Source organism: Streptomyces sp. NPDC030838, assembly GCF_055572035.1.
This window is the reverse complement of the sequence record NZ_JBVIED010000008.1, coordinates 144560-169141: the sequence shown is the minus strand read 5'-3', so window position 1 is coordinate 169141 and position 24582 is coordinate 144560. Positions and strand designations below refer to the sequence as shown.

The 24582-nt window shown below is 71.5% G+C and carries 25 protein-coding genes; 23 read left to right on the top strand and 2 right to left on the bottom strand.

From position 1 onward, the window contains the following. Window positions 1–22: 22 nt before the first annotated feature. From ACZ42A_RS21815 to ftsH, 3 genes are all read left to right on the top strand, one after another. Window positions 23–2470 carry a [protein-PII] uridylyltransferase gene (locus ACZ42A_RS21815; RefSeq protein ID WP_468528906.1) on the top strand — a complete coding sequence of 816 codons (2448 nt, stop codon included), beginning with the start codon at window positions 23–25 and terminating at the stop codon, window positions 2468–2470. Window positions 2471–2554: 84 nt separating this feature from the next. Beyond that, entirely contained in the window at window positions 2555–4108 is a 1554-nt protein-coding gene (ffh, locus tag ACZ42A_RS21810) for a signal recognition particle protein (RefSeq protein ID WP_468528905.1), read from the top strand. A gap of 123 nt (window positions 4109–4231) precedes the next feature. Next, entirely contained in the window at window positions 4232–6172 is a 1941-nt protein-coding gene (ftsH, locus tag ACZ42A_RS21805; protein WP_468528904.1) for an ATP-dependent zinc metalloprotease FtsH, read from the top strand. A gap of 38 nt (window positions 6173–6210) precedes the next feature. Here ftsH and ACZ42A_RS21800 read toward each other — a convergent pair whose 3' ends face one another. After that, entirely contained in the window at window positions 6211–7092 is an 882-nt protein-coding gene (locus tag ACZ42A_RS21800) for an SAM-dependent methyltransferase (RefSeq protein ID WP_468528903.1), read from the bottom strand. A 521-nt stretch (window positions 7093–7613) separates the two neighbouring features. On the opposite strand from ACZ42A_RS21800, the gene ACZ42A_RS21795 reads away from it, so the two are divergent. The 17 genes from ACZ42A_RS21795 (at window position 7614) to ACZ42A_RS21715 (ending at window position 20681) form a co-directional block, all read left to right on the top strand. Then, entirely contained in the window at window positions 7614–8213 is a 600-nt protein-coding gene (locus tag ACZ42A_RS21795) for a hypothetical protein (protein ID WP_468528902.1), read from the top strand. A 317-nt stretch (window positions 8214–8530) separates the two neighbouring features. Continuing rightward, window positions 8531–8953, top strand: a complete 423-nt coding sequence (gene rpsP, locus ACZ42A_RS21790; protein ID WP_468528901.1) for a 30S ribosomal protein S16 — start codon at window positions 8531–8533, stop codon at window positions 8951–8953. A 2-nt stretch (window positions 8954–8955) separates the two neighbouring features. Beyond that, complete coding sequence (locus ACZ42A_RS21785; RefSeq protein ID WP_029385578.1) at window positions 8956–9195, top strand: RNA-binding protein; 240 nt, start codon at window positions 8956–8958, stop codon at window positions 9193–9195. A 108-nt stretch (window positions 9196–9303) separates the two neighbouring features. Then, a complete protein-coding gene (rimM, locus tag ACZ42A_RS21780; RefSeq protein WP_468528900.1) occupies window positions 9304–9870 on the top strand; it encodes a ribosome maturation factor RimM in 567 nt (188 codons plus the stop codon). Then, window positions 9870–10703: a tRNA (guanosine(37)-N1)-methyltransferase TrmD gene (gene trmD, locus ACZ42A_RS21775; protein WP_468528899.1), complete on the top strand. Its 834-nt coding sequence runs from the start codon at window positions 9870–9872 to the stop codon at window positions 10701–10703. Before rimM ends, trmD begins: the two co-directional genes overlap by 1 nt. A gap of 134 nt (window positions 10704–10837) precedes the next feature. Next, window positions 10838–11188, top strand: a complete 351-nt coding sequence (gene rplS, locus ACZ42A_RS21770) for a 50S ribosomal protein L19 (RefSeq protein WP_030168262.1) — start codon at window positions 10838–10840, stop codon at window positions 11186–11188. 45 nt (window positions 11189–11233) lie between these two features. After that, complete coding sequence (lepB, locus tag ACZ42A_RS21765) at window positions 11234–11929, top strand: signal peptidase I (RefSeq protein ID WP_468528898.1); 696 nt, start codon at window positions 11234–11236, stop codon at window positions 11927–11929. Continuing rightward, on the top strand, window positions 11922–13061 hold the full coding sequence (lepB, locus tag ACZ42A_RS21760; RefSeq protein ID WP_468528897.1) for a signal peptidase I: 1140 nt from the start codon (window positions 11922–11924) through the stop codon (window positions 13059–13061). Before lepB (ACZ42A_RS21765) ends, lepB (ACZ42A_RS21760) begins: the two co-directional genes overlap by 8 nt. After that, complete coding sequence (gene lepB, locus ACZ42A_RS21755) at window positions 12949–13929, top strand: signal peptidase I (RefSeq protein WP_468528896.1); 981 nt, start codon at window positions 12949–12951, stop codon at window positions 13927–13929. Before lepB (ACZ42A_RS21760) ends, lepB (ACZ42A_RS21755) begins: the two co-directional genes overlap by 113 nt. Before the next feature lie 67 nt (window positions 13930–13996). Continuing rightward, a complete protein-coding gene (gene lepB / locus ACZ42A_RS21750; RefSeq protein WP_468528895.1) occupies window positions 13997–14767 on the top strand; it encodes a signal peptidase I in 771 nt (256 codons plus the stop codon). Further along, entirely contained in the window at window positions 14757–15308 is a 552-nt protein-coding gene (locus ACZ42A_RS21745; protein WP_468528894.1) for an NUDIX hydrolase, read from the top strand. The genes lepB (ACZ42A_RS21750) and ACZ42A_RS21745 overlap by 11 nt, the downstream gene beginning before the upstream one ends. Window positions 15309–15364: 56 nt before the next feature. Beyond that, window positions 15365–15673, top strand: coding sequence for a DUF2469 domain-containing protein (locus ACZ42A_RS21740; RefSeq protein WP_003965949.1), 309 nt, complete (start codon window positions 15365–15367; stop codon window positions 15671–15673). A 77-nt stretch (window positions 15674–15750) separates the two neighbouring features. Next, window positions 15751–16152, top strand: coding sequence for a YraN family protein (locus ACZ42A_RS21735; protein ID WP_468528893.1), 402 nt, complete (start codon window positions 15751–15753; stop codon window positions 16150–16152). Next, window positions 16152–17777: a YifB family Mg chelatase-like AAA ATPase gene (locus ACZ42A_RS21730; protein ID WP_468528892.1), complete on the top strand. Its 1626-nt coding sequence runs from the start codon at window positions 16152–16154 to the stop codon at window positions 17775–17777. The genes ACZ42A_RS21735 and ACZ42A_RS21730 overlap by 1 nt, the downstream gene beginning before the upstream one ends. Next, window positions 17774–18928, top strand: a complete 1155-nt coding sequence (gene dprA, locus ACZ42A_RS21725; protein ID WP_468528891.1) for a DNA-processing protein DprA — start codon at window positions 17774–17776, stop codon at window positions 18926–18928. The genes ACZ42A_RS21730 and dprA overlap by 4 nt, the downstream gene beginning before the upstream one ends. A gap of 270 nt (window positions 18929–19198) precedes the next feature. Next, complete coding sequence (gene whiG / locus ACZ42A_RS21720) at window positions 19199–20041, top strand: RNA polymerase sigma factor WhiG (protein ID WP_468528890.1); 843 nt, start codon at window positions 19199–19201, stop codon at window positions 20039–20041. Window positions 20042–20123: 82 nt separating this feature from the next. Then, a complete protein-coding gene (locus tag ACZ42A_RS21715) occupies window positions 20124–20681 on the top strand; it encodes a TetR/AcrR family transcriptional regulator (protein WP_468529066.1) in 558 nt (185 codons plus the stop codon). Between the two features lie 203 nt (window positions 20682–20884). Here the strand turns inward: ACZ42A_RS21715 and ACZ42A_RS21710 are convergent, their stop codons facing one another. Further along, complete coding sequence (locus tag ACZ42A_RS21710; RefSeq protein WP_468528889.1) at window positions 20885–21460, bottom strand: M23 family metallopeptidase; 576 nt, start codon at window positions 21458–21460, stop codon at window positions 20885–20887. A 282-nt stretch (window positions 21461–21742) separates the two neighbouring features. Between ACZ42A_RS21710 and rpsB the strand changes: the two genes are divergently transcribed. The 3 genes from rpsB to pyrH all read left to right on the top strand — a co-directional run bounded on the left by rpsB (window position 21743) and on the right by pyrH (window position 24526). Continuing rightward, window positions 21743–22594 carry a 30S ribosomal protein S2 gene (rpsB, locus tag ACZ42A_RS21705; protein WP_468528888.1) on the top strand — a complete coding sequence of 284 codons (852 nt, stop codon included), beginning with the start codon at window positions 21743–21745 and terminating at the stop codon, window positions 22592–22594. Between the two features lie 147 nt (window positions 22595–22741). Continuing rightward, window positions 22742–23578, top strand: coding sequence for a translation elongation factor Ts (gene tsf, locus ACZ42A_RS21700; RefSeq protein WP_468528887.1), 837 nt, complete (start codon window positions 22742–22744; stop codon window positions 23576–23578). A gap of 189 nt (window positions 23579–23767) precedes the next feature. Beyond that, window positions 23768–24526: a UMP kinase gene (gene pyrH, locus ACZ42A_RS21695; protein ID WP_468528886.1), complete on the top strand. Its 759-nt coding sequence runs from the start codon at window positions 23768–23770 to the stop codon at window positions 24524–24526. The last annotated feature ends 56 nt before the right edge of the window (window positions 24527–24582 follow it).

Sequence of the window (24582 nt, the reverse complement as noted above, 5' to 3'; positions counted from 1 at the left end):
CGAAGAGAACAGGAGTCGCTGGGTGACGAGTACGGACGTACGTACGGAAGCAGAGGACTCGGGACCCAGCGGCTACGCGGCGGCCCGGCTGCGCCTCCTCCAGGAGGGGGCGCGGTCCGGGCCGCCGCGCCGTGCCGCGCTGGCCGAGCTGACCGACGAGTGGCTGGCGGGCCTGTTCGACGCCGGTGCCGGCGGGCTCAAGGGCGTCTCGCTGATCGCTGTCGGCGGCTACGGCCGTGGGGAGCTGTCGCCGCGCAGCGACCTGGACCTGCTGCTCCTGCACGACGGCGGCGACGCCGACGCGATCGCCGCCCTCGCCGACCGCCTCTGGTACCCCGTCTGGGACCTCGGCCTCGCCCTCGACCACTCCGTGCGCACCCCGGCCGAGGCCCGCAAGACCGCCGCGGAGGATCTGAAGGTCCAGCTCGGCCTCCTCGACGCCCGCCACCTCGCCGGCGACCTCGGCCTCACCGCCGGACTGCGCACCGCCGTCCTCGCCGACTGGCGCAACCAGGCCCCCAAACGCCTGCCCGAACTCCAGGAGCTGTGCGCCGAACGCGCCGAGCGCCAGGGCGAACTCCAGTACCTGCTGGAGCCCGACCTCAAGGAGGCCCGCGGCGGCCTCCGGGACGCCACCGCACTGCGTGCCGTCGCCGCCTCCTGGCTGGCCGACGCCCCGCGCGAAGGCCTCGACGACGCCCGCCGCCGGCTCCTCGACGTCCGCGACGCCCTGCACCTGACCACCGGCCGCGCCACCGACCGCCTCTCCCTCCAGGAACAGGACCAGGTCGCGGCCGAGCTGGGACTCCTCGACGCCGACACCCTCCTGCGGCAGGTCTACGAGGCGGCGCGCGTCATCTCGTACGCCAGTGACGTCACCTGGCGCGAAGTGGGGCGCGTGCTGCGTTCGCGCGCCGTGCGGCCACGGCTGCGCGCCATGCTGGGCGGCGGCAAGCCGACGGCCGAGCGCTCGCCGCTGGCCGAAGGCGTGGTGGAGCAGGACGGTGAGGTGGTGCTCGCCCGCGCCGCGCGCCCCGAACGCGACCCCGTGCTCCCCCTGCGCGCCGCGGCCGCCGCCGCGCAGGCCGGACTTCCGCTCTCCCTGCACGCCGTACGGCGCCTGGCCGCCACCGTGCGCCCCCTGCCCACCCCCTGGCCCGCCGAGGCACGCGAACAGCTGGTGACCCTGCTCGGGTCCGGCCGCCCGACCGTGGAGGTCTGGGAGGCCCTGGAGGCCGAGGGGCTCATCACCCGGCTGCTGCCCGACTGGGAGCGGGTGCGCTGCCGGCCGCAGCGCAACGCCGTGCACATCTGGACCGTCGACCGGCACCTCATCGAGACCGCCGTCCGGGCCTCCGAGTTCACCCGCCGCGTCAGCCGCCCCGACCTCCTCCTGGTCGGCGCGCTGCTGCACGACATCGGCAAGGGCTGGCCCGGCGACCACTCGGTCGCCGGCGAGATCATCGCGCGCGACGTGGCCGCCCGGATCGGCTTCGACCGCGAGGACGTGGCGGTCCTCGCCACACTCGTACGCCACCACCTTCTGCTGGTGGAGACCGCCACCCGCCGCGACCTCGACGACCCGGCCACCGTGCGGTCGGTCGCCGAGGCGGTCGGCTCACCGGGCACGTTGGAGCTGCTGCACGCCCTGACCGAGGCGGACGCCCTGGCCACCGGCCCGGCCGCCTGGTCGTCCTGGCGGGGATCCCTGGTCGCCGACCTGGTGAAACGGGTCGCGGCCGTGCTCGCCGGAGACGACCCGGAGGAGCCGGAGGCCGCCGCGCCCACCGCCGAGCAGGAACGGCTCGCCATCGAGGCGATCGCCACGGGCAGCCCCGTGCTGGCGCTGCGGGCCCAGACCGAGCCGCCGACCGAGGAGAAACCCTCGGGAGACCCCGAGCCGCTCGGCGTGGAGCTCCTCATCGCCGTACCGGACCAGCCGGGTGTGCTGCCCGCGGTGGCCGGCGTTCTGGCGATGCACCGCCTGACCGTCCGCACCGCGGAACTGCGCGCGCTGGACCTGCCGGATGGCGTCGACGGCTCCGTCCTGCTGCTGAACTGGCGGGTCGCCGCCGAGTACGGCTCCCTGCCGCAGGCCGCCCGCCTGCGGGCCGACCTGGTACGGGCCCTGGACGGCTCCCTGGACATCGCGGGCCGCCTCGCCGAACGCGACGCCGCGTATCCGCGCCGCCGGGGTCTGGTGGCGCCACCGCCGAGGGTCTCGGTCCACCCGGCCGCGTCCCGGCTGGCCACGGTGATCGAGGTACGCGCACAGGACGCGCCGGGACTGCTGTTCCGGATCGGCCGGGCACTGGAGGACGCGGGGGTGCGGGTGCGCAGCGCGCATGTCAGCACCCTGGGCGCCAACGCGGTGGACGCCTTCTACGTCACCGGCCACGAGGGCGCTCCGCTGCCCAGCGAGGAGGCGGCCTCCGTGGCGCGGAAGCTGGAAGAGACGCTGCGCGGCTGAACCGGGGATCCCGGCCACCTGCGCGGCCGGGATACCCTGGAGGGCGATTGCCAGCAGCCACCGACCCTGAGGACCGCGAGCGCCGTGTTCGATACTCTCTCCGATCGCCTCTCAGCGACTTTCAAGAACCTGCGCGGCAAGGGACGGCTCTCCGAGGCGGACATCGACGCCACCGCGCGCGAGATCCGCATCGCGCTCCTCGAAGCGGACGTGGCGCTGCCGGTCGTCCGGACGTTCATCAAGAACGTCAAGGAGCGGGCGCTCGGGGCCGAGGTCTCGCGGGCGCTGAACCCGGCCCAGCAGGTCCTGAAGATCGTCAACGACGAGCTGGTCACCATCCTCGGTGGTGAGACCCGCCGTCTCCGCTTCGCCAAGCAGCCGCCGACCGTGATCATGCTGGCCGGTCTCCAGGGTGCCGGTAAGACCACCCTCGCGGGCAAGCTCGGCCGCTGGCTCAAGGAGCAGGGTCACTCCCCGCTGCTCGTCGCCGCCGACCTCCAGCGCCCCAACGCCGTCAACCAGCTGAGCGTCGTCGCCGAGCGCGCCGGTGTCGCGGTCTACGCCCCGGAGCCGGGCAACGGCGTCGGCGACCCGGTCAAGGTCGCCAAGGACTCCATCGACTTCGCGAAGTCCAAGGTCCACGACATCGTCATCGTCGACACCGCCGGTCGCCTCGGTATCGACCAGGAGATGATGCAGCAGGCGGCCGACATCCGGGACGCCGTCTCGCCCGACGAGATCCTGTTCGTCGTCGACGCGATGATCGGTCAGGACGCCGTCAACACCGCCGAGGCCTTCCGCGACGGCGTCGGTTTCGACGGCGTGGTGCTCTCCAAGCTCGACGGTGACGCCCGCGGTGGTGCCGCGCTGTCGATCCGGCAGATCACCGGCAAGCCGATCATGTTCGCGTCGAACGGCGAGAAGCTCGACGACTTCGACGCCTTCCACCCGGACCGGATGGCCTCCCGCATCCTCGACATGGGTGACCTGCTCACCCTGATCGAGCAGGCGGAGAAGACCTTCAGCCAGGAAGAGGCCGCCAAGATGGCCTCCAAGCTGGCGTCCAAGAAGGGCCAGGAGTTCACGCTCGACGACTTCCTGTCCCAGATGGAGCAGGTCCGCAAGATGGGCTCCATCTCCAAGCTGCTCGGCATGCTGCCCGGCATGGGGCAGATCAAGGACCAGATCAACAACCTCGACGAGCGTGACGTCGACCGCACCGCCGCGATCATCAAGTCGATGACCCCGGCCGAGCGCCAGGACCCGACGATCATCAACGGCTCGCGCCGCGCCCGTATCGCCAAGGGTTCCGGTGTCGAGGTCAGCGCGGTGAAGAACCTGGTCGAGCGGTTCTTCGAGGCCCGCAAGATGATGTCCCGGATGGCCCAGGGCGGCGGTATGCCGGGCATGCCGGGGATGCCGGGCATGGGCGGCGGCCCCGGCCGGGCCAAGAAGCAGCCGAAGAAGGCCAAGGGCAAGCAGCGCTCCGGCAACCCGATGAAGCGCAAGCAGCAGGAGCAGGAGGAGGCCGCCCGCCGCGCCGCCGCCGCGCAGAACGGCGGTGCCTTCGGGCTCCCCGGCCAGCAGGCCGGGCAGGACTTCGAGCTGCCGGACGAGTTCAAGAAGTTCATGGGCTGAGCGACGTCTGCCGTACGTCCCCTGGGGGCGCCCCTCGTCGGAGGGGCGCCCCCAGCGTCGTACATGCGCATGCTTGTACGGCCTGCGCATGCTTGTACGGTCTTTCTGGCGTAACGTCCCGATATGACCAACCCTGCGCCGCCGCGCAAGTCTCCCGACCAGCCCTGGCGTACCGAGGGCACTCCCGAGGAGCCGGCGAAGCCGCCGTCCGGTGGGCGGAGGATGCGCGGCGGCTGGTGGACTCTGGCCATCACCGCGCTGATCGTGTTCCTGGTCGCCAATCTGGTGCTGTCGTTCTTCGGGGACGGCGACGAGCCGACGATCTCGTACACCGAGTTCAGCAGGCAGGTCGACGACGGCAACGTCAGCAAGATCTACTCCAAGGGCGACGCCATCCAGGGCCAGCTGAAGAAGGGCCAGGACAGGCCGGACGGCGACGGGACCTACACCAAGTTCAAGACCCAGCGGCCGGCCTTCGCGGACGATCAGATCTGGGAGGACCTGACCCGGAACAACGTCACCGTCACCGCGGAACCGGTGGTCCAGCAGCGCAGCCTTCTGGCCAACCTGCTGATCTCGCTCGCGCCGATGCTGCTGCTGGTCGTGCTGTGGATCGTCATCGCGCGGCGGATGCGGGCGGGCATGGGCGGCGCCGGCGCCATGTTCGGGCGCAAGGAACCGCCCAAGCCGGTGGAGCTGGAGCCGGGGGAGAAGCGGACGACGTTCGCGGACGTCGCGGGGATCGACGAGGTCGAGGGCGAGCTGAACGACGTCGTGGACTTCCTGAAGAACCCGGACGCCTATCGGCGGATGGGGGCCAAGATGCCGCGCGGTGTGCTGCTCGCCGGTCCGCCGGGCACCGGCAAGACGCTGCTGGCGCGGGCCGTGGCCGGCGAGGCGGGGGTGCCGTTCTTCTCGGCGTCGGCCTCCGAGTTCATCGAGATGATCGTCGGGGTGGGCGCCTCGCGTGTGCGGGAGCTGTTCGCCGAGGCGCGCAAGGTGGCGCCGTCGATCATCTTCATCGACGAGATCGACACCATCGGCCGCGCACGGGGCGGCGGTGCGGGGATGGGCGGCCACGACGAGCGCGAGCAGACGCTCAACCAGATCCTCACCGAGATGGACGGCTTCTCGGGTGCGGAGGGCGTGATCGTGATCGCGGCGACCAACCGCGCGGACATTCTCGACCCGGCGCTGACCCGGCCCGGCCGCTTCGACCGGATCGTCAACGTCTCGCCGCCGGACCGGGGCGGTCGCGAGGCGATCCTGCGGATCCACACGCGGGAGATCCCGCTGGCCGACGACGTGGACCTGGCGCACGTGGCCCGGACGACCCCCGGCATGACCGGCGCGGAGCTGGCCAACCTCGCCAACGAGGCGGCGCTGCTCGCGGTGAAGCGGCAGCAGGAGCGGGTGACGCAGTCGGACCTCTCGGAGGCGCTGGAGAAGGTCCAGCTGGGGGCCGAGCGGGCGCTGGTGATGCCGCTGGAGGAGCGCCGGCGGACCGCGTACCACGAGAGCGGGCACGCGCTGCTGGGCATGCTCCAGCCGGGCGCCGACCCGGTCCGCAAGGTCACCATCGTGCCGCGCGGGCGGGCGCTCGGTGTGACGCTGTCGACGCCGGACGCGGACAAGTACGCGTACACCGAGGAGTATCTGCGGGGCCGGATCATCGGGGCGCTGGGCGGGATGGCCGCGGAGCACGTGGTCTTCGGGGTGATCACCACCGGTGCGGAGAACGACCTCGAGCAGGTCACCAGGATCGCGCGCGGCATGGTGGCCCGCTGGGGCATGAGCGAGCGGGTCGGCCGGCTCTCCGCGCTGCCCGACGAGGCCCAGCAGGCGTACGGCCTCGCCGCCGCGCCCCAGACGCTGGACGTGATCGACGGCGAGATGCGCCGCATCGTGGACGACTGCTACGAGGAGGCCTGCCGCAAGCTGCGCGACCACCGCGGGCAGCTGGACGCGCTGGCGGCGGCCCTGCTGGAGCGGGAGACGCTGGAGGAGGCCGACGCCTACCGGATCGCGGGGATCACCCGGCTGGCCAAGGACGACGGGGCCTAGACGACGGGCCTCAGACGACGGTCCTGAGACGACGGGCCCTAGGGGACCCGGGCGATCAGATAGCGGAAGACGTTCGGCATCCACACCGTGCGGTCCGGGCGGCGGTACGGGTGCAGGGCCTCCCGCAGTTCCTTGTCGACCTGTGCCTGGTCGGTCGCGGTGATCGCCGCGTCGAACAGTCCGGTGGAGAGCAGTCCGCGCACGGCGCTGTCCGGGTCGGCGTATCCGAAGGGGCAGGCGACCCGTCCGGAGCCGTCGGGGCGCAGGCCGGCGCGTTCGGCGACCTCTTCCAGGTCGTCGCGCAGGGCCGGGCGCCAGCGGCCCGCTCCGCGCGACGGGTCCGCGAGCTTGTCGGCCACCCGCAGCACGGCGGTCGTGGCGCACCGCTCGGGCGGCCCCCAGCCGGCCAGCACCACCGCCGCCCCGCGTACGGCGTGCGGGGTGGCCGCGGTGAGAAGTGCGGCGAGTCCGTCGGAGTCGCCCGCGCGGCACCCGATGGGTTCGAAGGCGGTCACGAGGTCGTACGGCGGTGCGGAGGCTCCGGCCGGGTCCGTACGCCGGTCGAGCGTGCCGAGCGTGTCGAGCGAGGCGCCGACGGCGGGTGCGCCGGTACGCGCGCGCGTGCCCCCCGATTCCGCGCGGAGCCGTTCCCGCGCGAGGGTGAGCCGTTCGGGTGAGGAGGGCTCGACGCCGGTGACCGTGGCGCCTCTGGTGGCGGCCATCAGCAGGGCCAGGCCGCTGCCGCAGCCGAGGCCGAGCAGCCGCGTGCCGGGGCCCACATCCAGTCGTTCGTAGACGGCCTCGTAGAGCGGTACGAGCATCCGTTCCTGGATCTCGGACCAGTCACGCGCGCGTGCACTCAGGTCCACGCGGGGTGTGTCCTCCGCGCGCTGGTGCTGACGCACGAGCGTAGGTGTCATATGTAAGCGCCCCATTCCGCCGAGAGTTGCCGCTGTCCCCGTTTCCTGAAGCCCCCGTGACGTGCGCTCGCCCCCCGTATGCCAGGAAACTCCCGGCTCGCGACGGCGTCCAGTGGTACGGGGCTCCGGCTTGGCCGTCCGCACGCGCGGGGGCGAGATTTCACATTCCGGCAACCTGGGTCGTACGGCGTCCGCTCGTGGGGGACGGGGCGGTGCGGGGCGGCGCGGAGGCACCCGGTAACGTCACGGGCGTCGCGTGCGCTGACCCAAGTGGGGCGGACTCGGCCGAAAACGCCTCTTGTGCACCGGCGGGTGACACACACCCCGGCGCGCGCACGGGGGCGTACGCGCCGGGGCGTACGTCAGGCTACGTACCACCTTGTGGTGAGCTGTGCGACTTCTCCGCAGAACAGCGCACCCGCCCTCGTCAGGACGCATCAGCGGCAACTGACGGGTACGTGCAAATTATTTGGGATGCCCCGGAATAGGAACACAGCGGGACCCAGGCTCGTTGTCATTACGTGAGCACGACACCACCTGTTCTCGCCGCAGAGCTGGCGCAGGCGTGGGCCGACATTCAGCGGTACCACCCCGAGCTGCCGGATCTTGCCGCGCCCGAGTCCCTGATCGGGGAGTCGTCGTCCGCGTGCGGGCACGAACTCTCCTTCGAGCGACTGCTCCATGAGGCAGTCCATGGCATCGCCGCCGCGCGCGGAATCCGCGACACCTCCCGTGCCGGCCGGTACCACAACCGCAGATTCCTCGCGATCGCCGAGGAGCTGGGCCTGGACCACCCCGAGGAGCCGCACCCGAGCAGCGGCTTCTCGCTGGTCACGCTCAACCCCGAGGCGAAGCGGCGCTACCGCCCGACGATCGAGCGCCTCCAACGGGCCCTGAAGGCCCACACGGCGGCCACCTCGGCCGACACGGCCCGCACCTTCCGCGGCCCGGCCGCACGGCACGGCTCCTCCGGCGGTGGGGTCCGGGTCAAGGCGGTGTGCGACTGCGGCCGCAACGTCCGGGTCGTCCCGTCGGTGCTGGCGCAGGCGCCGATCGTCTGCGGCGGCTGCGGCAAGCCGTTCCGGATCCCCGAGGTGGTGGGCGCGGGCGCCGCGAGCTGAGGGCCTCTCGGCATCTCGTGGGTGCCGGAGCGGGCGGCCGCGTGCGGGGGGTGCCGCTGTGCGGCGGCACCTCGTCGCGCCGGACCGCGCACCCGACGTCGGTCACCTCTACGCCGGGTGCGTGCCCTGGGCATGCCCGCGCGGCCCCTCGTTCAGAAGCGCCCCGCGGGGTATGGCAGAATGGCTAGCTGTACTCGACAGCCGCACAGGACCCCTCTCTCCTCCGGCTGACGCGTCCATCGGGCACTCGGGTACCGCAACCCCACGCGGCATGCTCGCCGTGCCCAACCACGTCAAATCCAGGAGAACCCACTCCCGTGGCAGTCAAGATCAAGCTGAAGCGTCTGGGCAAGATCCGTTCGCCTCACTACCGCATCGTCGTCGCCGACTCCCGCACCCGTCGTGACGGCCGTGCGATCGAGGAGATCGGCAAGTACCACCCGACGTACAACCCGTCGGTCATCGAGGTCGACGCCGAGCGCGTGGCGTACTGGCTCTCCGTCGGCGCCCAGCCGACCGAGCCCGTGCTCGCCATCCTGAAGAAGACCGGTGACTGGCAGAAGTTCAAGGGCGAGCCCGCCCCGGCTCCGCTGCTCGTCGCCGAGCCGAAGAAGGCGCGCCCGTCGTTCGAGGCCCTGGGTGGCGACGAAGAGGGCAAGGGTGAGGCCATCACCCAGAAGAAGAAGGCTGAGAAGAAGGACGAGGCCGCGGCCGAGTCCTCCGAGTCGACCGAGGCCTGAGCATGCTCGAGGAGGCTCTCGAGCACCTCGTGAAGGGCATCGTCGACAACCCTGACGATGTGCAGGTCGCCTCGCGCAACCTGCGCCGCGGGCGGGTGCTGGAGGTCCGGGTCCACCCCGACGACCTCGGCAAGGTGATCGGCCGCAACGGCCGCACCGCGCGCGCCCTGCGGACCGTCGTGGGCGCCATCGGCGGCCGTGGTGTCCGGGTCGACCTCGTCGACGTGGACAACGTCCGCTGACGCAACGCAGCACCGGCTCGGGCCGGGGAGGGCCACTGGGCCGTCCCCGGCCCGCAGTCGTATGAGCCGCCTTCGGCTCGCAGTCGTTCCGACAGGAGAGCAAGCACAGTGCAGCTGGTAGTCGCACGGATCGGCCGCGCCCACGGCATCAAGGGCGAGGTCACCGTGGAGGTCCGCACCGACGAGCCGGAACTGCGGCTCGCCCCAGGCGCCGTACTCGCCACCGACCCCGCCTCCGCGGGGCCCCTCACCATCGCCACCGGCCGCGTCCACAGCGGCCGTCTGCTCCTGCGCTTCGAGGGCGTCACCGATCGCAACGCCGCAGAGGCGCTGCGCAACATCCTGCTGATCGCCGACATCGACCCGGACGAGCTGCCGGAGGGCGAGGACGAGTACTACGACCACCAGCTGATCGACCTCGACGTGGTCACCGAGGACGGGGTCGAGGTCGGCCGGATCACCGAGATCTCGCACCTGCCCTCCCAGGACCTCTTCATCGTCGAGCGCCCCGACGGCAGCGAGGTGATGATCCCGTTCGTCGAGGAGATCGTCACCGACATCGACCTGGAGGAGCAGCGGGCCGTCATCACCCCGCCGCCCGGGCTGATCGACGACCGCGCGGAGGTCGCCTCCAGCCGGGACGCCGCGGAGGATGCCTCGGAGGACGAGGACTGATGCGGCTCGACGTCGTCACGATCTTCCCCGAGTACCTGGAACCGCTGAACGTCTCGCTCGTCGGCAAGGCACGCGCGCGTGGGCAGCTGAACGTGCACGTCCACGACCTGCGGGAGTGGACGTACGACCGGCACAACACCGTCGACGACACGCCGTACGGCGGCGGCCCCGGCATGGTCATGAAGACCGACCCGTGGGGCGACGCCCTCGACTCCGTCCTCGCCGACGGCTACGAGACCGGCTCCCACGGCCCGGCGCTCATCGTCCCCACCCCCAGCGGCCGGCCCTTCACCCAGGAGCTGGCCGTGGAGCTGTCCGAGCGGCCGTGGCTGATCTTCACGCCCGCGCGCTATGAGGGCATCGACCGGCGGGTCATCGACGAGTACGCGACCCGGATACCGGTCTACGAGGTGTCCATCGGCGACTACGTCCTGGCCGGCGGCGAGGCGGCCGTCCTGGTCGTCACGGAGGCCGTGGCCCGGCTGCTGCCCGGCGTCCTGGGCAACGCCGAGTCGCACCGCGACGACTCCTTCGCGCCCGGCGCCATGGCCAACCTCCTGGAGGGCCCCGTCTACACCAAGCCACCCCAGTGGCGCGGCCGCGGGATCCCGGAGGTGCTGCTCAGCGGGCACCACGGCAAGATCGCCCGCTGGCGCCGCGACGAGGCGCTGCGGCGCACGACCCTCAACCGGCCCGACCTCATCGAGCGCTGCGACCCCAAGGCCTTCGACAAGAAGGACCGCGAGATGCTCTCCATCCTGGGCTGGGCGCCCGACCCGGAGGGCGAGCCGTACGGCCGATTTTGGCGCAGGACCGACGGCGTGGAAGAATAGACAGCTGTTGTGCGCCGTCCGGTGTGCGCCCCTGCCACAGGGGGACACGACGCCCGCCCCGACGCGCACGGCTCTCATCCAGAACTTCTAGTTCCCGTTGATGACCTGTGGCATCAGCGAAGAAAGCAGACGAAATGTCTCACCTGCTCGACTCCGTCGACGCCGCGTCGCTGCGCAGCGACGTCCCGGCCTTCCGCCCGGGTGACACCGTCAACGTCCACGTCCGCGTCATCGAGGGCAACCGCTCCCGTGTGCAGCAGTTCAAGGGCGTGGTGATCCGCCGCCAGGGTTCCGGCGTGCGCGAGACCTTCACGGTCCGCAAGGTCTCCTTCTCCGTCGGCGTCGAGCGCACCTTCCCGGTGCACACCCCGATCGTGGAGAAGATCGAGCTCGTCACCCGCGGTGACGTTCGCCGCGCCAAGCTGTACTACCTGCGCGAGCTGCGCGGCAAGGCGGCGAAGATCAAGGAGAAGCGCGAGAGCTGAGCGCTTTCCCGGGGTCACAGCGGGGCCGGATAGCATCTGGCCCCGATGGACACCGAAGCACAGCCGACGGAGCGCGACCGCTCCTCCGAACCCGCTCCGCCGGGCCCGGAGGACCGGTCGCGTTTCGCGTTGGTGTCGCGGATCGCCGACTGGCTCCCGGGCGGGCGGATCACCCTGACCGCGCTGGTCTGCCTGCTCTTCCTGCTGCTGCTCAACACCCTGGTGGCGCAGCCGTTCCAGATCCCCAGCGGATCCATGGAGCCCGGATTGAGGATCGGCGACCGCGTTCTCGTAAATAAGTTGGCGTACCGTTTCGGAGCCGAGCCGCGGCGGGGCGACGTCGTCGTGTTCGACGGCACCGGATACTTCGGGGACGCCGACTACATCAAACGCGTCGTGGGCGTGGGGGGAGACCACGTGGTCTGCTGTGACAAGGAAGGGAGGCTCCGGGTGAACGGCCGGTCGGTCGACGAGTCCGCCTTCCTGTACGCGGGCGACGGGGCGTCCACGGTGTCCTTCGACGTCGTCGTGCCCGACGGCACGCTGTTCGTCCTCGGCGACCACCGCAGCGCCTCCAGCGACTCCCGCGACCACCTGGGCTCACCCGGCGGCGGCATGATCCCCGTCGACGACGTGATCGGCCGCGCCGACTGGATCGTCTGGCCCGTCGGCCACCTCACGCGCCTGCACCCGTCCGACGCCTACGCGCGCGTGCCCGCCGCGGACGGTGCTCATGGGTAATCGCGGCAAACCGCGCGGTACGCCGAGCAGTCCCGCCGAGAACCTCCTGCCCACCGGCACCCGGCGCGCCGCCGCACCGGCCGGCGGGCGCACCCGCGCGGAGCGGCGCAAGCTGCAGCGCAAGGTGAAGCGGCGCCGACGCCGGTCGGCCATCAAGGAGATACCGCTCCTCATCGGCGTCGCCGTCCTCATAGCCCTGGTCCTGAAGACCTTCCTGGTGCAGGCCTTCGTCATCCCGTCGGGCTCCATGGAGCAGACGATCCAGATCGGCGACCGGGTGCTGGTCGACAAGCTCACCCCGTGGTTCGGCACCAAGCCGGAGCGCGGTGACGTCGTGGTCTTCAAGGACCCCGGCGGCTGGCTCAACGACGAGCAGCCCATCCAGAAGAAGGACGACCCGGTCGTCGTGAAGCAGGTCAAGGAAGGGCTCACCTTCATCGGTCTGCTGCCGTCCGACAACGAGAAGGACCTGATCAAGCGGGTCATCGGCGTCGGCGGCGACCGCGTCAAGTGCTGTGACGCGCAAGGGCGGGTCACCGTCAACGGCGTTCCCCTGAACGAGGGGGACTACCTGTATCCCGGCAACGCCCCCTCCACCACGGAGTTCGACATCACCGTGCCCGAGGGCCGGCTGTGGGTGATGGGCGACCACCGGGCCGACTCCGCGGACTCCCGCGTCCACCAGGACAGGGGTTACGGTGGCACGGTCTCCGAGGACCAGGTGGTGGGGCGGGCCATCGTCATCGCCTGGCCGTTCAACCACTGGACCACACTCGACGAACCGAAAACCTTCGCTTCCGTGTCCGACCCGGCGTCCGGGTCGACCACAGCCGCCCATGTGTCGCATAGGGTTGCCTCCGATGCTGCGAGCGCGCCTGCTCCGAAGCCTCTGGATCCCGGCGCGTCGGAGCCGAACGCAATGACCCAGCTCCCGAGCCCTGCGGAACTCCCGCTCGTTATGGGAGTGGTGGGCCTGCGCCGTAGCTGGGGCAGGCAGCGGCACAGAGTAAGGAGTTGGCGTGGGGGATGTGGCGGTTGGCGCACGGTCCGGGCACGACGGCGAGGAGCACCGCGGACACCCCGTGGAAGCGGCCGGCCCGGCCGCGGACAGCGCTGTGACCTCCGGGAGTGACACGACGGCGGCCGAGGACGGCAGGGTGAGCGACGAGCAGGGTCAGGCAGGGGAGCAGGGCTCGGGCGGTTCCACCGCCAAGCCGGCGAAGAAGCAGCGCTCCTTCTGGAAGGAGCTGCCGATCCTGATCGGTATCGCCCTGGTGCTCGCGCTGCTGATCAAGACGTTCCTGGTGCAGGCATTCTCGATCCCCTCCGACTCCATGCAGGACACCCTGCAGCGGGGCGACCGGGTTCTGGTCGACAAGCTCACCCCGTGGTTCGGCTCCGAGCCGGAGCGCGGCGAGGTGGTCGTCTTCCACGACCCCGGCAACTGGCTGATCGGCGAGGTACCGCCCGAGCCGAACGCCCTGCAGACCTTCCTCAGCTGGATCGGCCTGATGCCGTCCGCCGAGGAGAAGGACCTGATCAAGCGGGTCATCGGCGTGGGCGGCGACACGGTCGAGTGCAAGGGCACCGGCCCGGTCAAGGTCAACGGCAAGGCGCTGAACGAGCCGTATGTCTACCCCGGCGCCACGCCGTGCAGCGTCGACGACACTGGCGGCCAGTTCAAGGTGACGGTCCCCGAGGGCTACATCTGGGTCATGGGCGACAACCGCCAGAACTCGCGCGACTCCCGCTACAACCCGAGGGACAACCGGGGCATGGTCCCGGTCGACAAGGTCGTCGGACGGGCCATCGTGAAGGCCTGGCCGATCAACCGCTGGGGCACGCTGCCCGTGCCGGACACCTTCGACCAGCCCGGTCTGAACGACCAGGCGTCGGCCGCCGCGGCCCTGCCGGCCGCGCCGCACGCGCTCGCCCTGGCGGGCGTGGTGCCGGTGGCGCTGTGGCGCCGCAAGAAGTTCAGCCTCACCGACAGCCGCTGAGGCGTCCCGCACCCGCGGCGGCGCAAGGGCTGACCGGCTCCGGTACCGCCGGGTAGGGTGCGGACCCATGGGTGGCGAGAGCACGACACGTACGGCCCCGCGCAGCGGGGGCACAGGCAACGGCCCGGTGGGCGGCCGGACCGGACAGCGACTGTCCGGGCTGGCAGTCGCGCTGGGCCTTGTGCTGTTCCTCGCCGCCTTCGGCTGGGGCGCGGTGGTCTACCGGCCGTACACCGTGCCGACCACCTCGATGGCCCCGACGATCGGCGCGGGCGACCGGGTGCTCGCCCAGCGGGTCGACGGCGCGGACGTACGTCGCGGCGACGTCGTCGTGTTCAAGGACGCCACCTGGGGCAACGCGCCGATGATCAAGCGCGTGGTCGCCGTCGGCGGGGACACCGTCGCCTGCTGCCAGGACGGCCGGCTGACGGTCAACGGCAAGCAGATCGACGAAGCGTATCTGCCCAAGGGGCAGGCCGCGTGGGCGAGCTTCCCGACGGTCACCGTGCCCAAGGGGCGGCTGTTCCTGCTCGGTGACGAGCGGCACGGCTCGCTCGACTCCACCGCCCATCTGACGGACGCCGCGAGCGGCACCGTGGCGCGCGGGACGGTCTCCGCGCGGGTCGACGCCGTCGTGTGGCCCATGGACGGCATGCTGCCGCGTCCCACCGGCTTCGAGGCGCTGGGCGACTCGCTGTCCGAGCCGGGACCGCTGCGGACGATCGTGGTGCTGATCGTCGTCGGCGCGGTGCTGGTGCTCGGCGGCGCCGCGTACGGGCCGATCGCACAGCGCGCGGGGCGCGCCCGGGCCCGGACGGAGTCCGCCGGTGCCGGCTGAGGCGAGGGACGCGGGCGCGCCGAACGGTACGGCTGTGGGCGCGTACGAGGGCCTGGACGGCGAGGTGCGCAAGGTGGCCCGCGTCGTGCTGCTGGACCCGCAGGATCGCATCCTGCTGCTGCACGGCCACGAGCCGGACGATCCTGCGGACGACTGGTGGTTCACCCCGGGCGGCGGTATCGAGGGCGACGAGACCCGTGAGGAGGCCGCGCTGCGGGAACTCGCGGAGGAGACGGGCATCACGGACGTAGAGCTCGGCCCGGTCCTGTGGCGGCGGAGGTGCTCCTTCCCGTTCGCCGGCCGCCGCTGGAACCAGGACGAGTGGTACTACCTGGCCCGTACGACCCAGACGGCGACGGAGGCCCTGGGGCTGACCGAGCTGGAGCGGCGCAGTGTCGTCGGAGCTCGATGGTGGACGTGTCGGGAACTGAGCCGGGCACATGAGACGGTGTATCCGACCAGACTCGCCGGGCTGCTGCGCAGGCTGCTCGACGAAGGTCCCCCCGCCCGTCCGGAGATCCTCGACACGGAAATCGTCTAGGGGCTCACGGGACTGGCGCACAATGGTGGGATCGCACGGCTGAAGGGGAACATGCCATGAGCGCCGAGGACCTCGAGAAGTACGAGACCGAGATGGAGCTCAAGCTCTATCGGGAGTACCGCGATGTCGTCGGTCTGTTCAAGTACGTGATCGAGACCGAGCGGCGCTTCTACCTCACCAACGACTACGAGATGCAGGTGCACTCGGTCCAGGGGGAGGTGTTCTTCGAGGTGTCCATGGCGGACGCCTGGGTCTGGGACATGTACCGGCCGGCCCGGTTCGTGAAGCAGGTCCGCGTCCTGACGTTCAAGGACGTGAACATCGAGGAGCTGAACAAGAGCGATCTGGAGCTGCCGGGCGGCTGATCGTCACCTGTGTGGGTGACGGCTTTTTCCACAGTCGCCGAGTTCTCCACCAAGATCCACTCTGTGGCGGCGGATGCGTGACTGTCGGTGCCGGAGGTGGTGCCGACATGACCACGCATCTGGCACACAGCGCACTCGGCAAGTACGGCGAGGAACTGGCCGCCCGGCGGCTGACCGAGGCCGGGATGACGGTCCTGGAGCGCAACTGGCGCGCCGGCCGGACCGGTGAGATCGACATCGTGGCGCGCGACGGCGACGTCCTCGTCGTCTGCGAGGTCAAGACCCGCAGGGCGGGACGGTTCCAGCACCCCATGGCGGCGATCACGCCGGCCAAGGCGGGCCGGCTGCGACGGCTCGCGGAACGCTGGATGCAGGAACACGGGGGAGCACCGCCCGGCGGAGTCCGCATCGACGTGGTCGGCGTCGTCCTGCCCGACCGCGGCGCGCCCGTGGTGGAGCACGTGCGGGGGGTGGCCTGATGGCTTTCGCGCGCACCTGCTCCGTGGCCCTCGTGGGAGTCGAGGGCGTCGTCGTCGAGGTCCAGGCCGACCTCGAACCCGGGGTCGCCGCGTTCACGCTGGTGGGGCTGCCCGACAAGAGCCTGACCGAGAGCCGGGACCGGGTCCGGGCGGCGGTGGTGAACTCGGGGGCCGAGTGGCCGCAGAAGAAGCTCACGGTCGGGCTCAGCCCGGCCTCGGTGCCCAAGGCGGGCAGCGGATTCGACCTGGCCGTCGCCTGCGCCGTGCTCGGCGCCGGCGAGCGCATCGACCCGCGCGTGCTGGCCGACATCGTGATGATCGGCGAGCTGGGCCTGGACGGGCGGGTGCGGCCGGTGCGGGGCATCCTGCCCGCCGTCCTGGCCGCGGCCGATGCCGGGTACGAACAGGTGGTCGTCCCCGAGTGCGCCGCGGCCGAGGCCGCCCTGGTCCCCGGGGTGTCGGTGCTCGGGGTCCGCAGTCTGCGCCAGCTGATCGCCGTCCTGGCGGACGAACCGGTGCCGGACGAGGAGAAGGACGAGCCGGGCCGCCCGGACCCGCTGCTCGCCGGACTGCGCGTCCCCGGGACCGGCGCCGCCACCGGCATGCACAGCTCGGGCGCCGCCCAGCACGACCACGGCTACGACCTCGCCGACGTCGTGGGCCAGATCTCGGCCCGTACGGCGGTGGAGGTCGCCGCCGCCGGCGGACACCATCTGTTCCTCGAGGGGCCGCCCGGCGCGGGCAAGACGATGCTCGCGGAGCGGCTGCCGGGCATCCTGCCGCGGCTCACCCGCGAGGAGTCGCTGGAGGTGACGGCGGTGCACTCGGTGGCGGGCCTGCTGCCACCGGGCAAACCCCTGGTCGACGTCCCGCCCTACTGTGCCCCGCACCACTCGGCCACCATGCAGGCACTCGTCGGCGGCGGCCCCAACGTCGCGCGGCCCGGCGCGGTCTCGCTCTCCCACCGCGGGGTGCTCTTCCTCGACGAGGCGCCGGAGTTCAGCGGCCAGGCCCTCGACGCGCTGCGGCAGCCCCTGGAGTCCGGGCACGTCGTGATCGCGCGCAGCGCGGGCGTGGTCCGGTTCCCGGCGAAGTTCCTCATGGTGCTCGCGGCGAACCCGTGCCCGTGCGGGCGTTTCTCGGCGACCGGCGACCTGTGCGAGTGCCCGCCGTCCGCGATCCGCCGCTACCAGGCCAGGCTCTCCGGGCCCCTGCTCGACCGGGTCGATCTGCGGGTGGAGGTGGACCGGGTCTCCCGGGCCGAGCTGACCGGCCTCGCCGCCCGGGGCGAGTCCACCGCGACGGTCGCCGACCGGGTCCGTGCGGCCCGCGAACGGGCGGCGGCCCGCCTGGCGGGCACCCCCTGGCGGACGAACAGTGAGGTGCCCGGGCGGGAGCTGCGCAGCCGCTGGCACGCGGTGAGCGGCGCGATGGACGAGGCCGAGCGCAATCTGGAGCGCGGGGTGCTGACGGCACGCGGCCTCGACCGGGTCCTGCGGGTCGCCTGGTCCGTCGCGGACCTGGTGGGCCACGACCGGCCCGACGCGACCGACGTCGCCCTCGCCCTCCAGCTGCGCACCGGCGTCCCGCGCGGGGTGCCGATGGCCATCGGGGCGCTGACATGAGCGGCGGCGACGATCCCGGCCTGCTGTCCCGCGTCTTCCTCACCCGCGTCATCGAGCCAGGCGACGAGATCGCCGGGCGGTGGGTGCGGGAGTACGGGGTGGGGGAGGTCGTACGGCGGCTGACGGGCGAGGGCAGACCGCTGCCGGGAGTGAGCGGGCGGCGGTGGGACGGGCTGCGGGCGCGGGCGCGGCGCGCCGAGCCCGAGCGGGATCTGGAGGTCGCGCGGGCGGCCGGGGTGCGGTTTCTCGCCCCCGGCGACGGGGAGTGGCCTCGGCAGCTCGACGACCTCGGGGACGGCCGACCGCTGGGGCTGTGGGTGCGCGGACGGGCCAGCCTGCGCATGTGGGCGCTGCGGTCCGTCGCCGTCGTGGGCGCGCGGGCCTGCACCGAGTACGGCGCCCACATGGCCGTCGGTCTCGCGGCGGGGCTCGCCGAGCGCGGCTGGGTGGTGGTCTCCGGCGGTGCCTACGGCGTGGACGGCGCCGCCCACCGGGGTGCCCTCGGCGTGGGCGGCGCCACCATCGCCGTCCTCGCCTGCGGGGTCGACCGGCCCTATCCGCCCGGACACACGGAACTGATCACCAGGATCGCCGAGCAGGGACTCGTGGTCGGCGAGCTGCCGCCGGGGGACCACCCGACCCCCAGCAGATTCGTGCTCCGCAACCGGGTGATCGCCGCGCTCACCCGCGGCACGGTGGTCGTCGAGGCCGCCCACCGCAGCGGCTCGCTCGTCACCGCGCGGGCCGCCCAGCGGCTGGGCAGGCACACCATGGGCGTGCCGGGACCGGTGACCAGTGGTCTGTCGGCGGGGGTGCACGAGCTGCTGCGCGGGGACGCGGTGCTGGTCACCGATGCCGCGGAGGTGGTGGAGCTGGTCGGCGACATGGGTGAGCTGGCCCCGGACCGGCGCGGGCCGGTGCTGCCGAGGGATCTGCTGGCGCCGGGCGCCCGGCGGGTGCTGGCCGCGCTGCCCGGTCGGGGCACGGCCGGGCCCGGGGAGATCGCGCGGGGCGCGCAGACCTCGGAGGACGACGCGGTCGCGAGACTGTACGAGCTTCGAGCACTTGGTTACGTCGAACGACACGGCGACGGCTGGAAGTTGACACGCCAGGCGATGATCTCCGTTCGGCGGGATCCCAGCCCGAGTTGACCCAGCGTGTTCGGCCGTCCGGGGGAACCCCTACAGCCTTGGGAAATCACGGAGTTGGCGGATTGTGGCGGTCACGCAGAGCGACCGCCATGACCCGGTAGGGCGCGCAGCGGAACGTATCTGCGCCCCCCGTGTGCTCCGACGTTCGCGCACCGCGACACGTCAGTCACGCTACGCTCACGAGGATCCCGACACAGTCCGGCAACTCCACCCCAGAGCGACAGCTCACCCAGGTACCACCCTTCACGGCAGAACGGCACAAGGCGACGAATGCCCCAGCACACCTCCGGGTCCGACCGGGCGGCGATCCCCTCAGCCGCCCGCGACGGTGGCAGCGTGCGGCCGCCCGCTCCCTCGACGCTCGACGAGCTCTGGCGGTCGTACAAGGCGACGGGTGACGACCGGCTGCGCGAGCAGCTGATTCTGCACTACTCGCCGCTCGTCAAGTACGTGGCGGGACGGGTCAGCGTCGGGCTGCCGCCCAATGTGGAGCAGGCCGACTTCGTGTCCTCCGGGGTCTTCGGGCTCATCGACGCGATCGAGAAGTTCGACATCGACCGGGAGATCAAGTTCGAGACGTACGCCATCACCCGGATCCGCGGGGCGATGATCGACGAGCTGCGGGCGCTGGACTGGATCCCGCGCTCGGTGCGGCAGAAGGCGCGCAATGTGGAGCGGGCCTACGCGACCCTGGAGGCGCGGCTGCGGCGGACGCCGAGCGAAGGGGAGGTGGCGGCCGAGCTGGGCATCGCCGTCGATGAACTGCACGCCGTCTTCAGTCAGTTGTCGCTGGCGAACGTGGTGGCCCTGGAGGAGCTGCTGCACGTCGGGAGCGAGGGCGGGGACGGGCTCAGCGTCATGGACACGCTGGAGGACACCGCCGCGGACAATCCCGTGGAGGTGGCCGAGGACCGGGAGCTGCGGCGGTTCCTGGCGCGGGCGATCAACACGCTGCCGGAGCGGGAGAAGACCGTCGTCACGCTGTACTACTACGAGGGCCTGACGCTGGCGGAGATCGGGAACGTGCTGGGGGTGACCGAGAGCCGGGTCAGCCAGATCCACACCAAGTCCGTGCTCCAGCTGCGGGCGAAGCTGGCCGGCTTCGGGCGATGAGGCGGCGGTGACGCCGAGTCACTCCCGTCCGGGGTGGTCGGTCCGTAAAGTGAGGGGCGTGCCAAGGATTCGAGCGGCCTCCGTGGCCGAGCACCGGTCGATGCAGCGAGCCGCCCTGCTGGACGCGGCTCGATCTCTGTTGTCCGAGGGCGGGACGGAGGCGCTGACCTTCCCGGCCCTCGCCGAGCGGACGGGGCTGGCGCGGTCCTCCGTGTACGAGTACTTCCGGTCGCGGGCCGCGGTGGTCGAGGAGCTGTGCGAGGTCGACTTCCCCGTGTGGGCGGCGGAGGTCGAGGCGGCGATGGCCGCGGCGGAGGGGCCTGCGGCCAAGGTCGAGGCGTATGTGCGGCGGCAGCTGACGCTGGTCGGGGACCGGCGGCATCGGGCCGTGGTGGCGATCTCGGCGAGTGAGCTGGACGCGGGGGCGCGGGAGAAGATCCGGGCCGCCCATGGGGCGCTGGTCGGGATGATCGTGGACGTGCTGGGGGAGATGGGGCACGGGGAGCCCCGGCTGGCGGCGATGATGCTGCAGGGGGTTGTCGATTCGGCTGTGCGGCGGATCGAGCTGGGGGTTGAGGAGCCGGGGGTTGTGGCGGAGGCGGCGGTGCGGATGGCTTTGCGGGGGGTTCTGGGCGGCTGAGGTGGCTCGGGGCGGGGCGGGGCGGGGCGGGGCTGGGTTTCCCGTTGCCCGGCGTCGGGGCTGACGTCTCGGCGTTGCGCAGCCCGGCGGAGCGGGGTGCCGCCCGCGCCCACCCGTGCCGCCCCAGGCGGCACGCATGCCCGCGGCTTTGGCGGATGGGATGCCCGCGGTACAGCTGCGGACGCGATGCCCCGCGGGTACAGCTACGGCAGCGGGACTCCCAGTACCGGCAGCAGCACCGGCGGACCCCCGTTCAGCAGCCACGGCGGCATGATCGACAGGGGGTCCAGGTAGGTCTTCCCCCGTCGCAAGCCCCAGTGGACGCACGTCTGCGGGCAGTGGGAGCCCGTCGGCTCCACCGTCCCGATCACCTCGCCCGCCGTCACCTCGTCGCCCTTCCGCACCGACGCCCGTACCGGCTCGTAGGTCGTGCGGAGCGGGGGCTCGCCCGTGCCCGTCTGGTCCACCGAGATCACGCCTCTGCCCGCCACGCGGCCCGCGAAGGACACCCGGCCGGCCGCCACGGCCACCACGGGAGTGTTCGGCGGGGCCGCCAGGTCGACGCCCCGGTGGCCTCGGGCGTACGGGGTCGGAGGGGGATCCCATGCCCGGAGGATCGCCGGGCGGCCGGGGAGGGGCCAGGTGCGGCCGACCGTCGGGACGGAGGGTTCCGGGGGTGGTGGCGCGCCGCCCGCCGGGGCGGCCGAGGCCGGCATCAGCAGCACCACCAGCCCCAGCAGCACCGCCGACACCATGTGCGCGTATCGCTTCGCTCGCATGGCCGTACCGTCCCGCAGCCCCGGCGATCAGCGCCCGGCCCTGTGGACTACTCCCTGGTTGTGGACAGCGGCGTCACCCGGCGCTCCGGCCGTCCCGTACACTTCTGATGGCGATCCGGGTCACCGGGTCGACTTCGCACGCCCCGACACCGGGTGCCGGCACCGTCCGGAACCTCGGAGTCAGCGCCCCTCGGTCCTTCGTGGCAACGGCGCGCTGCGGGCGTCAGGCGCGGGAGCCGTCCGGCCTCCGCGGCACAACCGAGAAACACAAGGAGAACGGCCATGGCCGTCGTCACGATGCGGGAGCTGCTGGAGAGCGGCGTCCACTTCGGTCACCAGACCCGTCGTTGGAACCCGAAGATGAAGCGCTTCATCTTCACCGAGCGCAACGGCATCTACATCATCGACCTGCTCCAGTCGCTGTCGTACATCGACCGCGCCTACGAGTTCGTCAAGGAGACCGTGGCCCACGGCGGCACGGTCATGTTCGTCGGCACGAAGAAGCAGGCGCAGGAGGCCATCGCCGAGCAGGCCACCCGCGTCGGCATGCCCTACGTCAACCAGCGCTGGCTGGGCGGCATGCTCACCAACTTCTCGACCGTCTACAAGCGTCTGCAGCGCCTGAAGGAGCTTGAGCAGATCGACTTCGAGGACGTCGCGTCCTCCGGTCTGACCAAGAAGGAGCTCCTGGTCCTCTCCCGCGAGAAGGCCAAGCTGGAGAAGACCCTCGGTGGTATCCGCGAGATGCAGAAGGTGCCCAGCGCCGTCTGGATCGTGGACACCAAGAAGGAGCACATCGCCGTTGGTGAGGCCCGGAAGCTGAACATTCCGGTCGTCGCGATCCTCGACACCAACTGCGACCCCGACGAGGTCGACTACAAGATCCCGGGCAACGACGACGCGATCCGCTCCGTCACCCTGCTCACCCGTGTGATCGCCGACGCGGTCGCCGAGGGCCTCATCGCCCGTTCCGGCGTCGCCGCCGAGGGCAAGGGCGAGAAGGCCGCCGGCGAGCCGCTGGCCGAGTGGGAGCGCGACCTGCTCGAGGGCGAGAAGAAGGCCGAGGAGGCCCCGGCCGCCGCCGAGGCGCCCGCCGCCGAGGCCGCTCCGGCCGCCGAGGGCGAGCAGGCCTGACACCGTCAGCGCTGACGACGGGGGCGGCGACATAAAGCCTGCCCCCGTCGTTCACCCGTAGGTCAGCACGACGTACGCGGTCCGCGACTACATGTGGGTCGCGACCGTGCGGATCTAAACCAGACTTCGAGAAAGACTCACAGACTCATGGCGAACTACACCGCCGCTGACGTCAAGAAGCTCCGTGAGCTGACCGGCGCCGGCATGATGGACTGCAAGAAGGCGCTGGACGAGGCCGAGGGCAACGTCGAGAAGGCCGTCGAGGCGCTGCGCATCAAGGGCCAGAAGGGCGTCGCCAAGCGCGAGGGCCGCTCCGCCGAGAACGGCGCCGTGGTCTCGATCATCGCCGACGACAACTCCTCCGGTGTCCTCGTCGAGCTGAAGTGCGAGACGGACTTCGTCGCCAAGGGCGAGAAGTTCCAGGCCGTGGCCCAGGCCATCGCCGAGCACGTCGCCAAGACCTCCCCGGCCGACCTCGAGGCCCTGCTCGCCTCCGAGATCGAGGCCGGCAAGACCGTCCAGGCGTTCGTGGACGAGGCCAACGCCAACCTGGGCGAGAAGATCGTCCTGGACCGCTTCGCGCAGTACTCCGACGGCTTCGTGCTCGCCTACATGCACCGCACGATGCCCGACCTGCCCCCGCAGATCGGTGTCCTCGTCGAGCTCGACAAGCCGAACGCCGAGGTCGCCAAGGGCGTCGCCCAGCACATCGCCGCCTTCGCGCCGAAGTACCTCTCCAAGGAGGAGATCCCGGCCGAGGTCGTCGAGTCCGAGCGCCGTATCGCCGAGGAGACCACCCGCGCCGAGGGCAAGCCCGAGGCCGCGATCGCCAAGATCGTCGAGGGTCGTCTGAACGGCTTCTTCAAGGACGCGACGCTGCTCGGCCAGCCGTACGCGCTCGACAACAAGAAGTCCGTCCAGAAGGTTCTGGACGAGGCCGGTGTCACCCTGAAGCGCTTCACGCGTATCAAGGTCGGCATCTGAGTCCGTACCGCGACGGGTACTCGATCCCGATAGGGTCGGGTGCGGTCGTTTGCGTACGCCGCCACGCACACGCGCGTGGCGGGCGACAGCAGATCTGACGAGGAGGCCATTGCCGCGCATGGGATGCGAACCACCCCACCGGCAGTGGCCTTCTTCGTATGTGCAACACGTGAAAGAGGCGGGATCCCCATGACCACCAAGGCCCAGAAGAGCGACGACGGCAAAGTGCCCGGCCGGTTTCTGCTGAAGCTGTCCGGAGAGGCCTTCTCCGGTGGCGGGGGCCTGGGCGTCGACCCCGACGTGGTGCACAAGATCGCCCGCGAGATCGCGGCCGTCGTGCGCGACGGCGCGCAGATCGCGGTCGTCATCGGCGGCGGCAACTTCTTCCGCGGCGCCGAACTCCAGCAGCGCGGCATGGACCGCGCCCGCTCGGACTACATGGGCATGCTCGGCACCGTGATGAACTGCCTCGCCCTCCAGGACTTCCTGGAGAAGGAGGGCATCGACAGCCGGGTCCAGACCGCCATCACCATGGGCCAGGTCGCCGAGCCGTACATCCCGCTGCGCGCCGTGCGCCACCTGGAGAAGGGCCGCGTGGTCATCTTCGGCGCCGGTATGGGCATGCCGTACTTCTCCACCGACACCACCGCCGCCCAGCGCGCCCTGGAGATCGACGCCGAGGCGCTGCTGATGGGCAAGAACGGAGTGGACGGGGTCTACGACTCCGACCCGAAGACCAACCCGGACGCCGTGAAGTTCGACGCGCTCGGCTACGGCGAGGTCATCACGCGCGACCTGAAGGTCGCCGACGCCACGGCCATCACGCTGTGCCGCGACAACAAGCTGCCGATCCTCGTCTTCGAGCTTCTGGCCGAGGGCAATATCGCCCGGGCCGTCAAGGGTGAGAAGATCGGCACGCTGGTGGGTGACCAGGGCAGCCGGAACTGACCGGTTGAACCACGGACCCTGGCCGGGGGATGGACAATGTCCTGCCGGTCGGGAAC